General features: G+C 70.0%; 12 protein-coding genes. 5 read left to right on the forward strand and 7 right to left on the reverse strand.

Annotation, left to right across the window (positions count from 1 at the left end; all coding sequences use genetic code 11):
• Positions 1-255 (forward strand): hypothetical protein (locus KXR53_RS22555; protein ID WP_437377521.1); only part of this gene is annotated, 255 nt, incomplete at its 5' end.
• Between the two features lie 239 nt (positions 256-494).
• Here the strand turns inward: KXR53_RS22555 and gyrB are convergent.
• The 5 genes from gyrB to rpsT all read right to left on the reverse strand — a co-directional run bounded on the left by gyrB (position 495) and on the right by rpsT (position 7,783).
• Positions 495-2,954, reverse strand: a complete 2,460-nt coding sequence (gyrB, locus tag KXR53_RS22560; RefSeq protein WP_437377522.1) for a DNA topoisomerase (ATP-hydrolyzing) subunit B — start codon at positions 2,952-2,954, stop codon at positions 495-497.
• A 6-nt stretch (positions 2,955-2,960) separates the two neighbouring features.
• Complete coding sequence (gene recF / locus KXR53_RS22565; protein WP_437377523.1) at positions 2,961-4,154, reverse strand: DNA replication/repair protein RecF; 1,194 nt, start codon at positions 4,152-4,154, stop codon at positions 2,961-2,963.
• Between the two features lie 79 nt (positions 4,155-4,233).
• On the reverse strand, positions 4,234-5,367 hold the full coding sequence (gene dnaN / locus KXR53_RS22570) for a DNA polymerase III subunit beta (protein ID WP_437377524.1): 1,134 nt from the start codon (positions 5,365-5,367) through the stop codon (positions 4,234-4,236).
• A 258-nt stretch (positions 5,368-5,625) separates the two neighbouring features.
• Complete coding sequence (dnaA, locus tag KXR53_RS22575; protein WP_437377525.1) at positions 5,626-7,014, reverse strand: chromosomal replication initiator protein DnaA; 1,389 nt, start codon at positions 7,012-7,014, stop codon at positions 5,626-5,628.
• A 508-nt stretch (positions 7,015-7,522) separates the two neighbouring features.
• Positions 7,523-7,783, reverse strand: a complete 261-nt coding sequence (rpsT, locus tag KXR53_RS22580; RefSeq protein WP_437377526.1) for a 30S ribosomal protein S20 — start codon at positions 7,781-7,783, stop codon at positions 7,523-7,525.
• A gap of 163 nt (positions 7,784-7,946) precedes the next feature.
• Here rpsT and KXR53_RS22585 point away from each other — a divergent pair, with 163 nt between their 5' ends.
• From KXR53_RS22585 to KXR53_RS22595, 3 genes are all read left to right on the forward strand, one after another.
• Complete coding sequence (locus KXR53_RS22585) at positions 7,947-9,047, forward strand: PA0069 family radical SAM protein (protein ID WP_437377527.1); 1,101 nt, start codon at positions 7,947-7,949, stop codon at positions 9,045-9,047.
• An 81-nt stretch (positions 9,048-9,128) separates the two neighbouring features.
• Positions 9,129-9,749 carry a ribonuclease HII gene (locus KXR53_RS22590; protein ID WP_437377528.1) on the forward strand — a complete coding sequence of 207 codons (621 nt, stop codon included), beginning with the start codon at positions 9,129-9,131 and terminating at the stop codon, positions 9,747-9,749.
• Positions 9,750-9,797: 48 nt separating this feature from the next.
• Complete coding sequence (locus KXR53_RS22595; protein ID WP_437377529.1) at positions 9,798-10,916, forward strand: site-specific DNA-methyltransferase; 1,119 nt, start codon at positions 9,798-9,800, stop codon at positions 10,914-10,916.
• 79 nt (positions 10,917-10,995) lie between these two features.
• On the opposite strand, the gene KXR53_RS22600 is transcribed toward KXR53_RS22595, so the two are convergent.
• Both KXR53_RS22600 and KXR53_RS22605 read right to left on the reverse strand, forming a co-directional pair.
• A complete protein-coding gene (locus tag KXR53_RS22600; RefSeq protein ID WP_437377530.1) occupies positions 10,996-12,105 on the reverse strand; it encodes a P1 family peptidase in 1,110 nt (369 codons plus the stop codon).
• A 63-nt stretch (positions 12,106-12,168) separates the two neighbouring features.
• Complete coding sequence (locus tag KXR53_RS22605) at positions 12,169-12,501, reverse strand: MmcQ/YjbR family DNA-binding protein (protein ID WP_437377531.1); 333 nt, start codon at positions 12,499-12,501, stop codon at positions 12,169-12,171.
• Positions 12,502-12,669: 168 nt separating this feature from the next.
• Here KXR53_RS22605 and KXR53_RS22610 point away from each other — a divergent pair, with 168 nt between their 5' ends.
• Entirely contained in the window at positions 12,670-14,268 is a 1,599-nt protein-coding gene (locus KXR53_RS22610) for an ABC-F family ATP-binding cassette domain-containing protein (protein WP_437377532.1), read from the forward strand.
• Positions 14,269-14,277: the final 9 nt, after the last annotated feature.

Below are 14,277 nucleotides of genomic sequence, written 5' to 3' on the forward strand. Positions count from 1 at the left end.
GCCGAGCTGACCGAGCGGCTGGAACGGCCGGAGGTGGTGGAGCTGGTGGAAGCCAGCCGGGCGGAGGTCGCGGTGGCGGCGCTGTGCCGGCGCTGGGGCTATCCGGTGCAGGCGGAGCGCTGGCTGGAGATGGCCGACGAGGCGATGGAAGCGCTCGGCTTCCTGCCGTCGGACGACGATCCGCCCGCGGATCCGCCCGAATCCCGCCCGTCCGGCGCCGGCCGCCGCAAGCCCAAGCCGCCGGACACCGGGTAAGGGCGCGGTTCGCCGATGAGGTCCCCTTGAGTCCCGGAGAACCGAGCGTTTTGCCTCTCCCGCCCTGCGGGAGAGGTCGGAGGCGCTTGCGCCTCCGGGTGAGGGGGCGAGGCCGGGACCAGCCCTCACCCGGTCTCGGTGCGCGAGCCCGACCTCTCCTCCCCGGACTTGATCCGGGGACCCGCGGGAGAGGTAACGTGAAGATGCTCGCCGGCGTGTTCCCCCAACGCCCCGCCGGGTCACACGTCCAGGTTCGTCACCTTCAGCGCGTTCTCCTGGATGAAGTCGCGGCGCGGCTCGACCACGTCGCCCATCAGGGTCGAGAACACGTCCTCGGCGTCGTCGGCGTGCTTGACCTCGACCCGCAGCAGCACCCGGGCGTTCGGGTCCAGCGTGGTCTCCCACAGCTGGTCCGGGTTCATCTCGCCCAGGCCCTTGTAGCGCTGCACCGCCAGGCCCTTGCGGCCCTGCTCCAGCACCCGGTCGATCAGGTCCATCGGGCCGGCGATCGGCCATTCCTGGGCGGCGCCCTTCGGGTTCATCCAGGTCAGCACGCCCGGCCGGCGGTACAGCGCCTGCAGGTCGCCGGCCATGCGGTCCAGCCGGTGCGCCTCGACCGAGCGGATGATGTCGGCGTCGATCAGGCGGCTCTCGGTCACGCCGCGCAGGGTGCGGCGGAACACCAGCCCGCCGGGCTGGTTGCCCTGCGGCGGCAGCGCCTCGCCCTGCCAGCCGCGCTCGAACTCCGCCGCCAGGGCGTTGAGGCGCTGCGAGACGTAGCTCGCGGCCTCGGCCGCCTGGGTCGGGTTGTGCACCACCTGCGCCGACAGCGCGCCGGCGATCGCCACCTGCTCCACCACCACCCGGTCGCCGACCTTGCGGATCAGCGGCGCCAGCTGGTGCTTCGCGTCCAGCGCCTGCTCGACCCGCGCCCGCAGGTCGAGGCCACCGATCTGGGCCCCGTCGAAGGGGGTGAACACCAGGTCGCGCAGGCCGATGTCGATCAGATGGGCCTCGAGCGCGGCATCGTCCTTCAGATACACCGCCTCCTTGCCGCGGGCGGCGCGGTACAGCGGCGGCTGGGCGATGTAGAGATAGCCGCGCTCGATCAACTCCGGCATCTGCCGGTAGAAGAAGGTCAGCAGCAGGGTGCGGATATGGCTGCCGTCCACATCCGCGTCGGTCATGATGATGATGCGGTGGTAGCGCGCCTTGTCGGCGTCGAACTCGTCGCGGATGCCGGTGCCCAGCGCCGTGATCAGCGTGCCGATCTCGGCCGAGGACAGCATCTTGTCCAGCCGCGCCCGCTCCACGTTCAGGATCTTGCCGCGCAGCGGCAGGATCGCCTGGAACTTGCGGTCGCGGCCCTGCTTGGCCGAGCCGCCGGCGCTGTCGCCCTCGACGATGAACAGCTCGGAGTCCGCCGGGTCGCGGTTCTGGCAGTCGGCCAGCTTGCCGGGCAGGGAGGCGAGGTCGAGCGCGCCCTTGCGCCGGGTCAGCTCGCGCGCCTTGCGCGCCGCCTCGCGGGCCGAGGCGGCCTCGACCGCCTTCTGGATCACCCGCTTGGCGTCGTTCGGATGCTCCTCGAACCAGGTGGCCAGCATCTCGTTGACCACCGCCTCGACCACCGGCCGGACCTCGGAGGAGACCAGCTTGTCCTTGGTCTGGCTGGAGAATTTCGGGTCCGGCACCTTCACCGACAGGACGCAGGTCAGCCCCTCGCGGGCGTCGTCGCCGGTCAGCGCCACCTTCTCCTTCTTCAGGATGCCGCTCTCGGTGGCGTAGGCGTTCACCTGCCGCGTCAGCGCACCGCGGAACCCGGCCAGATGGGTGCCGCCGTCACGCTGCGGGATGTTGTTGGTGAAGCACAGCATGGTCTCGTGGTAGCTGTCGTTCCACTGCATCGCCACTTCGACCGTGATGCCGTCGCGCTCCGCCGTGATCGTGATCGGCGCGCCGTGCAGCGTCTGCTTGGCCTTGTCGAGATAGCTGACGAAGGCCTTCAGCCCGCCCTCGTAATGCATCTCGACGACCTTCGGCTCCGGCCCGCGCGCGTCGGTCAGCGTCAGCTTGACGCCGGAGTTGAGGAAGGCCAGCTCGCGCAGCCGGTGCTCCAGCGTGCCGAAATCGAACTCGGTCTTGGAGAAGGTCTGCTTCGACGGCAGGAAGGTGATGTGCGTGCCGCGCTGGCCGTTCTGCGGCCCGACCGCGGCCAGCGGCGCCTCGCTCTCGCCGTCGCGGAAGCGCATGAACCATTCCTGGCCGTCGCGGAAGATGCGCAGCTCCAGCGTCTCCGACAGCGCGTTGACCACCGAGACGCCGACGCCGTGCAGGCCGCCCGAGACCTTGTAGGAGTTCTGGTTGAACTTGCCGCCGGCATGCAGCTGGGTCATCACCACCTCGGCGGCGCTGATGCCCTCCTCCTCATGGATCGCGACCGGGATGCCGCGGCCGTTGTCGGTCACCGAGACCGAGCCGTCGGCGTTCAGCGCCACCGTGACGGTGTCGCAATAGCCGGCCAGCGCCTCGTCGATGGCGTTGTCGACGACCTCGTACACCATGTGGTGCAGGCCGGACCCGTCATCGGTGTCGCCGATATACATGCCCGGCCGCTTGCGCACGGCCTCCAGGCCGCGCAGCACGGTGATGGAGCCGGCATCATAGGCGGCTTCTTCATTCGGGATCGCAGAGTCCGACATACTTCTTCATCCGTTTCGTTCCGTCACCCGGGCGTCGTCGACGCCGAAGTGACGTGCCCGGTCGCCGAGCGGCGCGAACAGCGCCGGATCGGTGCCGGTCATCCAGGCCTGGGCGCCGAGCGCCAGGATCTCCTCATACAGCGCGGCCCGGCGGGTGCCGTCGAGATGCGCCGCCACCTCGTCGAGGAGGAGGAGGGGTGGGGCGCCGCGTTCCCCGGCAAGCAGGCGGGCATTGGCGAGGACGATGCCGATCAGGAGCGCCTTCTGCTCGCCGGTCGAGCACTGCGCCGCCGGCATCGCCTTGGACCGGTGATGGACGGACAGGTCGCTGCGGTGCGGTCCTTCCGTCGCGGCGCCGGCCGCGGCGTCGATGCGGCGATTATCGCACAGAAGGCGACGAAATTCCTCCTCCGCATCCACGGCCGGCCGATCCTCAAGCCACGCCTCGATCCGGCCGTCCACGGCCAGGTCGGCGCGGGGGAACGGCCCCTCCGCCATCAGCGACTCGGCGCCGCGCAGCCGCGCCACCAGCTCGCGCCGGGCGGCGGCGACGGCGGTGCCGGATGTGGCCATCGTGTCCTCCAGCGCCGCCAGCCAGGCCGGGTCGGCGCGGGCTTCCTTCAGCAGCCGGTTGCGCTCGCGCATCGCCCGCTCATAGGCGCCGAGCTGCCCGGCATGATCGGGGTGGAAGCCGAACACCAGCCGGTCGAGGAAGCGCCGGCGCTGGCTCGCGGCATCGCCGAACAGCCGGTCCATCTGCGGCGTCAGCCAGACCATCGGCGCCCGGGCGCCGAGCGCGGTCTGGCTCGGCGCCGCACGGCCGTCGATCTGAACGGCGCGGCGGCCCTCGCCGGGCTCCAGCTGCGTGCCCAACTGGATCTCGCCGGTCGGGGTCAGCAGCCGCGCCGCCACCGCCCAGCCGGTGCCTTCGGGGGCTTGGCGTCGCGTCACCTCGGGCAGTGGCGCCCGGCGCAGGCCGCGCCCGGGCGACAGGAAGGACACCGCCTCCAGCAGGTTGGTCTTGCCGGCTCCGTTCGGCCCGGTCAGCACCACCGGGCGCGGATCCAGCTCGATCCGCAGCTGGGCGTAGCAGCGGAACTCGGTCAGCGTCAGGCGCGTCACCGCGATCCGGGCGGCCCCCGCTCCCGAGGTGCGCCCGGAGGAGGCGGCCGCCTGCTCCGGCATGGGGTCCTGGGACATGTGGCTCAAGGCATCCGAAGCGGATGCTTCGCCCCCCTGGTCATGCAGAAGGGCATGGCCGGCACGATCGGTTCAACCGTCACACCCGCATCGGCATCAGCACGTAGAGCGCGCTGGAATCGGCGGTGTCGCGGACGATGGTCGGCGACCCGGCATCCGCCATGGCGAAGCGGGCGCCGTCGCCCTCGATCTGCTGCGTGATATCAAGGAGATAGCGGCTGTTGAAGCCGATTTCCAGCCGCGGCGCCTCGTAGCTGACCTCGATCTCCTCGGTGGCGCTGCCCTGCTCGGCCGAATTGGCCGACAGCGTCAGCGAGCCGTTCTCGAGCGTCAGCTTCACCGCCCGGCTCTTCTCGGTCGAGATGGTGGAGACGCGGTCGACGGCCTTGGCGAACTCCTTGGCGTCGACCTCGAGGATCTTGTCGTTGCCGCTCGGGATCACCCGTTCGTATTCCGGGAAGGTGCCGTCGATCAGCTTCGAGGTCAGCACCACGCCGTCGCCCGCGCTTCCCGGCAGGGTGAAGCGGGTCTTGGTTTCGGACAGCTGCACCTCGACCGTCTCGCCGGTCTCGTCCAGGAGCTTGCGCAGCTCCATCACCGTCTTGCGCGGCACGATCACGCCGGGGATGCCGTCGGCGCCGTCCGGCAGCGGCATCTCGACCCGGGCCAGGCGGTGGCCGTCGGTGGCGACGGCGCGCAGCACCGGCACGGTTTCGGCCTTGGCGGCATGCAGATAGATGCCGTTCAGGTAGTACCGCGTCTCCTCGGTCGAGATCGCGAACTTGGTCCGGTCGATCATCACCCGCAGGTCGCCGGCGGCGATGGTGAAGCGGTGGCTCAGGTCGCCGCCCGCCATGCTCGGGAAATCCTCGACCGGCAGGCAGCCGAGCCGGAAGTTCGACCGGCCGGCGCGCAGCGTCAGCGAGCCGCCGTCGGGATTGGTCTCGATCTCGACCTGGCTGCCGTCCGGCAGCTTGCGGACGATGTCGTAGAGGGTGTGGGCCGGGGCCGTGGTGCCGCCCGGGGCCTGGATCTCCGCCGGCACGGATTCGACGATCTCGAGATCCATGTCGGTGGCGGTCAGGCGCAGCGTGCCGCCATCGGCGCGCAGCAGGATGTTGGACAGGATCGGGATGGTGTTGCGCCGCTCCACGACGCTCTGCACATGGCTCAGGCCCTTCAGAAGGGCGGCACGCTCGATGATCAGCTTCATCCCGATTCCACTTCGACGATGCCGGCCGCCGGGAAAGTTCATCGGGGCGGGCAGGGGCCCGGCCGACGCGGCGGGCGCGCACTATAACCGAAAGGCGGCGGCGGTGGCGAGTGCCGCGCATAGTCTGTCCAGCGCGGTTTTCCCGGTCTTTGCGAGGGGACGAGACGGGCGCGGCAACCTGAGGCGGCGCTGCAAGCCGCCCCGACCCGCACCGCTGCCTTAACAACGCCCTCTAATGATTTGATAATGCTGAGTCTATCAGACCTGCAGCATGCGCCGCAGCAGCTCGACATCCTCGGCGAAGGAGCGGTCCTCGCTGCACAGCTCCTCGACCTTGCGCACGGCGTGCATCACGGTGGTGTGGTCACGGCCGCCGAACTTCCGACCGATCTCCGGCAGCGAGCGCGGGGTCAGCTGCTTCGACAGGTACATCGCCACCTGGCGCGGCCGGGCCACGGTGCGGGCGCGGCGGGCCGAATGCATGTCGGCGACCTTGATGTTGTAGTGCTCGGCCACCCGCTTCTGGATCTCGTCGATCGTCACCCGGCGGTCGGAGGCGCGCAGCAGGTCGTGCAGCAGCTCCTGGGTCGATTCCAGCGTGATCGGCCGGTGCACCAGCTCGGCATGGGCGGTGATGCGGTTCAGCGCCCCCTCCAGCTCACGCACATTGGAGGTGATCTTGTGGGCCAGGAACTCCATCACCTTGGCCGGGATCTCGACCCGCGCCGTCTCCGCCTTGGCCTGCAGGATGCCCAGCCGCAGCTCGTAGGTGGTGGGGTGGATGTCGGCGACCAGGCCCCAACCGAGGCGGGAGCGCAGCCGCTCCTCCATCCCCTCGAGGTCGGAGGGCGACTTGTCGGCCGAGATCACGACCTGGCGATTCTGGTCCACCAGGGCGTTGAAGGTGTGGAAGAACTCCTCCTGGGTGGAGTCCTTGCCGGAGATGAACTGCACGTCGTCGATCATCAGCACGTCGACCGACCGGAACATCTCCTTGAACGTCATCGTGTCCTTGAAGCGCAGGGCACGGATGAACTGGTACATGAACTTCTCGGCGGACATGTAGAGCACGCGCCGCTCCGGGTGCTTCTGCCGGATGTGCCAGGCGATGGCGTGCATCAGATGGGTCTTGCCGAGGCCCACCCCGCCATAGAGGAACAGCGGGTTGAAGGTGACGCTGTTGGCCTCGGCCACCCGGCGGGCGGCGGCATGGGCCAACTCGTTCGGCTTGCCGACAACGAAATTGTCGAAGGTGAAGCGCTGGTCGAGAACGGCGCCGAACTCGGCCACCGACTCGGCTGGGCGCTCCGGTGCCGGCGACTCGGCGCGCGAGGCCGGCGCGGTCGCGGCCGGTGCGGCTGCGGCGGCCGGCTTCGCGGCCAGCCGGTCCGGCACCACGATCACGTCGACGCTGTGGATGTCCGGATTCTCGGAATGCCAGAGATTGCGGATGCGGTCGGCGTAATGCGCCGCCACCCAGTCGCGCATGAACCGGGTGGGGGCGGCGATGCGGACCTCGCCGCCGTCGAGATCGACCACGACCACCGGGCGCAGCCAGCTCTTGAAGGCGCCCTCGCCGACTTCCTCGCGCAACCGGCCGCAGACCCGGGCCCATTGCTGCTCGATCGATGCGATGACTCCCCCCATCGACGACATGCTGCTTCCGACCCCTCCGGCTTCGGCGTCCGCGTTGCCCCGTCCGCCCACGATTCGAATTCTACCCACTACCGTCGGCAACGGCACTGGTTGCCCGGTGCGCGGCTGCCATGCTTGCAGAATTCAAACTGTAACAATCATAATATCATGCCCAGCGCGCAGGAACAATTCCTCGCGTTACTTGCGCAGCCGGGAAGTATGTCAGTAAAAATTGAACGAGTATTGCTCAGGGACGCTCACGGACTTCTGCCAATCTTCATGATGAAGGCTGGTAGCCGGGCAAGTTGTATCCTGAGGCCGTCTTCACCTGCAGACGCGCAAGTGAACGTAGATCATAGGCAGGGGAGGCATTGGCTGGCAACGGAACAAAACCGGACCCTGCGAAAACGCAAAAAACGGTCCGGGCGGCGGTCACCTGTGCTCCGCTCGAGCCTCTCTCCGGCAAACAAAAAACCGTTCCGCGACCGCCGCCGCGGAACGGCTGTTCGGTGATCCGGGCTTAGAGGGCCTTGATGCGGCCGGACAGGCGCGACAGCTTGCGCGCGACCGTGTTCTTGTGCAGCACGCCCTTGGTGACTCCGCGCTGCAGCTCCGGCTGCGCCGCCTTGAACGCCTCGGCCGCGGCGGTCTTGTCGCCGGACTCGATCGCCACCTCGACCTTCTTGACGAAGGTGCGGATGCGGCTGACGCGGTTGCGGTTCACGAGCGTGCGGCGCTCGGTCTGGCGGATGCGCTTCTCGGCGGACTTGTGGTTGGCCATTGTCGGTCCCGGTTCGGCCCAACGCGGGCCCAGAAAAAACGAGCGCGCTTCATAGTCCCTTCGGGTCCGGGCGTCAAGCCGAGTCTGGTCCCCGCGCGCCCCGATCGGGGCGCATCCGGGTAGGGGATTGGCAAGTCGATGTGCGTGTTCTATATTTGTTCTCATGCCGATCAAGCCGCCCGACATCGACGAGCTGGAGGACCGGCCGCGCAAGGGGCGCGGGGCGGTCAGCAACCGGACCGGCCGCTTCGAGGCGGCGACCCGGCACCGGGTCGACGACGGCTGGGCGGGGACGGCGGAGGAGGACGAGCCGCCGCTGCGCACGCAGCTCCATGTCGACACCGCTCGCACCATCATCACCCGCAACGACTCGCCGGACATCATGTTCGACCGGTCGATCAACCCCTATCGCGGGTGCGAGCACGGCTGCATCTACTGCTTCGCGCGGCCGACCCATGCCTGGCTCGGCCTGTCGCCCGGCCTCGATTTCGAGACCCAGCTCTTCTACAAGCCGGACGCGCCGGAGCTGCTGGAGGCGGAGCTGCGGCGCCCCGGCTACGTCCCGGCGGTGATGGCGATGGGCACCAACACCGATCCCTACCAGCCGGTCGAGCGCGAGCTGAAGCTGACCCGCCGGGTGATCGAGGTGCTGTCGCGCTTCAACCACCCGCTCGGCATCGTCACCAAATCGGCGCTGATCACGCGCGACATCGACCTGCTGGCGCCGATGGCGGCGAAGGGGCTGGCGGCGGTCTGCATCTCACTCTCGACCCTCGACCGCGAGCTGGCGCGGACGCTGGAGCCACGGGCGGCGACGCCGCCACGGCGGCTGGAGACGATGCGGCAGCTGACCCAGGCCGGCATCCCGGTGATCGTGCTGACCTCGCCGATGATCCCGGGCCTCAACGACCATATGCTGGAGCAGGTGCTGGAGGCGGCGGCCAAGGCCGGAGCGACGGCGGCGGGCTGGACCCTGCTGCGGCTGCCGCTGGAGATCGCCGGCCTGTTCCAGGAATGGCTCGAGGCGCATGCGCCGGACCGGGCCAAGCGGGTGATGTCGCTGATCCGCCAGACCCGCGGCGGTAAACTCTATAAGTCGGGCTTCGGCGAACGGATGAGGGGCGAGGGGCCGGTGGCCGATCTGATCCGCGCCCGCTTCAACCACGCCGTCCGCAGGCTCGGCCTCGACCGCAAGCGCTGGGTCCTCGACACCAGCCAGTTCTCCCCGCCACCGCGGCCGGGCGACCAGTTGAGGCTGTTCTAAAGGCCTGCCTGGCCTTCCTCGATCCTCCGGTCTTGGCTCTTCGCCCCATCGGCGCTATGCCCTGGGGGCAGGAGGGGCGGCATGCCGGATTGGAGCCTTGAGATCGAATGCGGCGCCCCGGTGCGGAGGGTCGCCGGGCTGGACGAGGTCGGCCGCGGCCCGCTGGCCGGCCCGGTCCTGGCCGCGGCCGTGGTGCTGACCCGGCCGCTCGACCCCAAGCTCGCATCGCTGATCGACGACAGCAAGGTGCTGACACCGCAGCGGCGCGAGGCGCTGGTGCCGCGCATCAAGGCGGTGGCCCAGGTCGGGATCGGCTGGGCCACGGTCGAGGAGATCGACCGAATCAACATCCTGCAGGCCAGCCTGTTGGCGATGCGACGGGCGGTCGAGGCGCTGCCGGAACGGCCGGAGATGGCCCTCGTTGACGGCAACAAGCTGCCCGACGGGCTGCCCTGCGACGGGCGGGCGGTGGTCGGCGGCGACGCCCTGTCGCTGTCGATCGCGGCCGCCTCGATCCTCGCAAAAGTTGTGCGCGACCACGAGATGTTGCGTCTCTCCGCCCACCATCCCGGCTATGGGTGGGAACGCAACGTCGGCTACGCCACCCCGGAGCATCTCGCGGCGATCGCCCGCCTCGGGGTTTGCGAGCATCATCGGCGGTCGTTTGCCCCGGTGTCGCAGCGACTCGCCATAACCGGCTGATTCAAGCGGGGTATTGACGGCGACTCCGCGGCGAATCATCGTCGCCGCATGAGCGAATCACCCACCATCACCGAGCGCCTGCCGCCGGGCTGCCGAATCGTCCTCGACGACTGCATCTCGGCGATGCGGTCGTTGCCCGCCGGCTCGGTGGACTGCGTGTTCGCCGACCCGCCCTACAATTTGCAGTTGGGGGGAGAGCTGCGCCGGCCGGACGAGAGCCGGGTCGACGGCGTTGATGCGGAATGGGACAAGTTCAGCGACCTCGCCACCTATGACCGGTTCACGCGGGACTGGCTGGCGGCGGCGCGCCATGCGCTGAAGGAGGACGGGACGCTGTGGGTGATCGGCACCTACCACAACATCTTCCGGGTCGGCGCCATCCTGCAGGATCTCGGCTTCTGGATCCTGAACGACATCGTCTGGCGCAAGTCGAACCCGATGCCGAACTTCCGCGGCACCCGCTTCACCAACGCGCATGAGACGCTGATCTGGGCCGCCAAGTCGCCGGACAGCCGCTACACCTTCAACTACGACGCCATGAAGGCGCTGAACGAGGAACTGCAGATGCGCAGCGACTGGACGCTGCCGATCTGCAGCGGTGGCGAGCGGCTGAAGATCGACGGCCGCAAGGCGCATCCGACGCAGAAGCCCGAGGCGCTGCTGTGGCGCGTCCTCCTGTCCTCGACCCGGGCGGGGGAGACGATCCTCGACCCGTTCTTCGGCAGCGGCACCACCGGTGCCGTGGCCAAGCGCCTCGGCCGGAAATTCATCGGCGTCGAGCGCGAGGAGGTCTATGCCCGCGTCGCCGCCCAGCGCATCGCCGCGATCGAGGCGCCGGCCGACCCGGCCCTGCTCGACACCCTGTCGAAGCGGCAGGCGCCGCGCGTGCCCTTCGGCTGGGTGGTGGAACGCGGCATGCTGCGGCCGGGCGACCGGCTGTTCGACACCCAGCGCCGCTACGTCGCCAAGGTGCGGGCCGACGGCACCCTGATCGCCAGCAACGGCCAGGGCGACCATGCCGGGTCGATCCACCGGGTCGGCGCGGCGCTGCAGGGCGCGCCGTCCTGCAACGGCTGGACCTTCTGGCACTACGAGGCGCAGCGCGACCGGCTGGCGCCGATCGACCTGCTGCGCCAGAAGATCAGGGCCGAGATGGCGGTGCACTGAATCGTAGGTTGGGTTCGCCCCGGGCGAACCCAACCTGGCCCCGATTGCGCGATGTTGGGTTCGCTTCCGCGAACCCAACCTACATTTGATCCGCCAACCGGTTGTATTTCCTCAGAATCTCCTGCAGCCGGTCATGCGGGATCGCATGCAGCGTGTTGCCGTCGCGGCCGGTCATGATCTCGGCCGCGACCAGGGCGTTGACGATCGCCTCCTCGGTCGCCTGGGCCGTGGCCTCGATCAGCCCGTCCATGGCGTCGTTCGGCAGGACGTCGACCGACCGTGTCTCCTTGCGGCTGAAGGCGCCGGGATTGGCGGTGGAGAAGGCCAGGAAGATGTCGCCGCTGCCATTGGCGCCATAGCCGCCGGTGCGGGCGATGCCGATCGGCGCCCGCCGCGCCAGCCGCTTCAGCTGGTGCGGCAGCAGCGGTGCATCGGTCGCGATCACGACGATGATCGATCCCGTGTCGCGGTCCCAGGCCAGGTCGGGCAGCAGGTCCGGGATCTCCCGACCGACCGGGACGCCGGCGATCGTCAGGTTTCGGCGGCGGCCGAAATTGCCCTGCACCAGCACGCCGACGACATGGCCGCCGTCTTCAGGTGAGAGCTGACGCGAGGCCGTGCCGGTACCGCCCTTGAATCCGAACAGGGACATGCCGGTGCCGCCGCCGACATTGCCCTCCGCCACCGGGCCAAGCCGGGCGCCGTTCAGGGCCTCAACCGTATGCTGCGCCGTGACGTGGAAGCCATTGATGTCGTTCAGGATGCCGTCCCAGGTCTCGGCCACCACCGGCAGGCACCAATAGAGGTCGTGCGACAGTGGCGCGACCAGCCCGTGGCGGCCCTGCCAGCCGATCACCGCGTCACGCACGATGCCGACGCTGTGGCTGTTGGTGATCATCACCGGCCCTTCGAGAAAGCCCGATTCCTCGATCCAGAGGGTTCCGGTCATCTCGCCATTGCCGTTCAGGGCGGCGGTACCGGCGAAGACCGGGTCGAAGACTCGCCCGCGCGGCAGGATGGCTGTGACGCCGGTGCGCGCCGGCCCGCGCCCGACCTCCAGCTTGCCGTCGCCTGCGATGACGGTGGCGGCGCCGACCTCGACCCCGGCGACATCTGTGATGGCATTGAGCGGCCCGGGCTCGCCATCGAAGGGGATGCCCAGGTCGCGGGCTCTTGGCTTCTGAGTCATCGGCGGCTCCTCGGCTGCGTCGCCCTCCGGGCTAGCGCGGCGGCGGCGCACTGTCCATGCCGGTCAGCCTGGCCGCTGCCGGGCGAGCCGCTTCGGCGCCACCTCCCGCCAGGCCTCCGCCACCAGCGACTCGATCTGCTCGTCGTCGACCTGCGGCAGCGCGACGAAGGTCCAGACCAGCCGGCCCCAGCGTGCCGGCGAGAAGGCCTCGGGGCGGGCCGCGAACAGCATCTCCTGGTGGTCGTGCGGCAGCTTCAGCACCGCCCGCCGCTCCGCCGGGCGCAGCACGGCGAAGATCCTGCCGCCGACCCGGAAGGACGGGCGGTCCCAATGCGCCTCCTCCGTCACCTCCGGCAGGGCCAGCGCGGCGCGCCGGACCGTCTCCTCATCCGCCATCTCGGGCCTCCCTCCCGTCCCTCCACAAGGATGCGCGCGTGCGCCCTGGTTTGCCTGGAGATATTTTGCGGCTATGCTCCCGGCCTCACAACGCAGGAGAGGCCCTGATGGATCGCAGGACGGAACGGCACTTCACCCGCCCCGTCACGCTGCATCCGTCGAGCCGCCATGCCTCTCCTCGCCGCCGAGTCGCTGTCCCACCACACCCCTGACCACCGCCCGCTCTTCGAGGATCTGACGCTCGCCTTCGGGGCGGAGCGGACCGGCTTGGTCGGCCGCAACGGCGTCGGGAAATCCACGCTGCTGCGCCTGCTGCTGGGCGAGATCCCGCCGCAATCCGGCCGCATCCGTCGGCGGGGCCGCATCGGTCATCTGCCGCAGACCATCCGGGTGGTGCCGGGCATGACCGCCGCCGATGCCCTCGGCATCGCCCCGGCCCTGGCCCGACTCGACCGCCTGCTGGCGGGGCAGGGCAGCGAGGAGGATCTGGCCGCCGCCGACTGGACGGTGGAGGAGCGGGCCGCCGCGGCGCTGCCCCGGCTCGGCCTGCCGGCCGCTCTCAACCTGCGCCGGCCGCTCGGTACCCTGAGCGGCGGCGAGGCGACCCGGCTGGTCCTCGCCGGGCTGCTGGTCGACCCGCCGGAGATGCTGGTGCTGGACGAACCGACCAACAATCTCGACGCCGACGGCCGCGACGCGATCTGCGCGCTGCTGGAGGAGTGGCGCGGCGGGGCGTTGGTGGTCAGCCACGACCGCGAGGTGCTGCGCCGGATGGACCGGATCGTCGAGCTGTCCAGCCTGGGCGCGCGAAGCTATGGCGGCAACTGGGACGACTATCGGGCCCGGCGCGAGGCCGAAGCCGAGGCGGTGCAGCGCAACCTGGCCCATGCCGAGCAGGAGGTGGTGCGGCTGGCGCGGGACCGGCAGGCAGTGCTGGAGCGCAAGGCCCGCAGCGACGCCCGCGGCCGGAGATCCCGCGCCGGCGGCGGCCAGTCCAAGCTCCTGCTCGATGCCGCCAAGGAGCGGGCCGGCCAGACCCAGGCGCGCCAGAGCGGCCTGCAGGAGCGCCGGCAGGAGTCCGCCGAGGCGGCGCTGGCCGAGGCGCGCGCCGCGGTCGAGCGGGTGGAGAGGCTGGCGGTCTCGCTGCCTTCCACGGGGCTCGCCGCCGGCACCCTTGTCCTCGCCTTCGAGCAGGTCTCCTGGACGCCGCCGGGCGCGGCCTGGCCGGTGCTGCGAGACCTGTCCTTCACCCTGGTCGGGCCGGAGCGGGTGGCGGTCACCGGGCCGAACGGCGCCGGCAAGTCGACGCTGCTGCGCCTGGCGGCCGGCGAGTTGGAGCCGCACAAAGGGAAGATCCGGCGCTTCGGCGGCGGCATCGCCATGCTCGACCAGCGGGCCGGTGGACTGCGGCCGGAGCGTACGATCCTGGAGAATTTCCGGGCGATGCATCCGGACGCGACCGACAATGCCTGCCGGGCGGCGCTGGCGCGCTTCCTGTTCCGGGCCGATGCCGCGCTGCACATGGTCGGCAGCCTCAGCGGCGGCGAGACGCTGCGGGCGGCCCTGGCCTGCGTGCTGGGCGGGCCGCGGCCGCCCAGGCTCCTGATCCTGGACGAGCCGACCAACCATCTCGACCTCGACTCGATCGCGGCGATCGAGCGTGCTGTGGCCGCCTATGACGGCGCGCTGCTGGTCGCCAGCCACGACCCCGACTTCCTTGCCGCCGTCGGCATCGGCCGGTTCATCGAGTTGTCGTCGGCCAAATGAAAAGCGGGC

It is taken from the genome of Inquilinus limosus (genome assembly GCF_051487185.1).
Lineage (GTDB): Bacteria > Pseudomonadota > Alphaproteobacteria > DSM-16000 > Inquilinaceae > Inquilinus > Inquilinus limosus_F.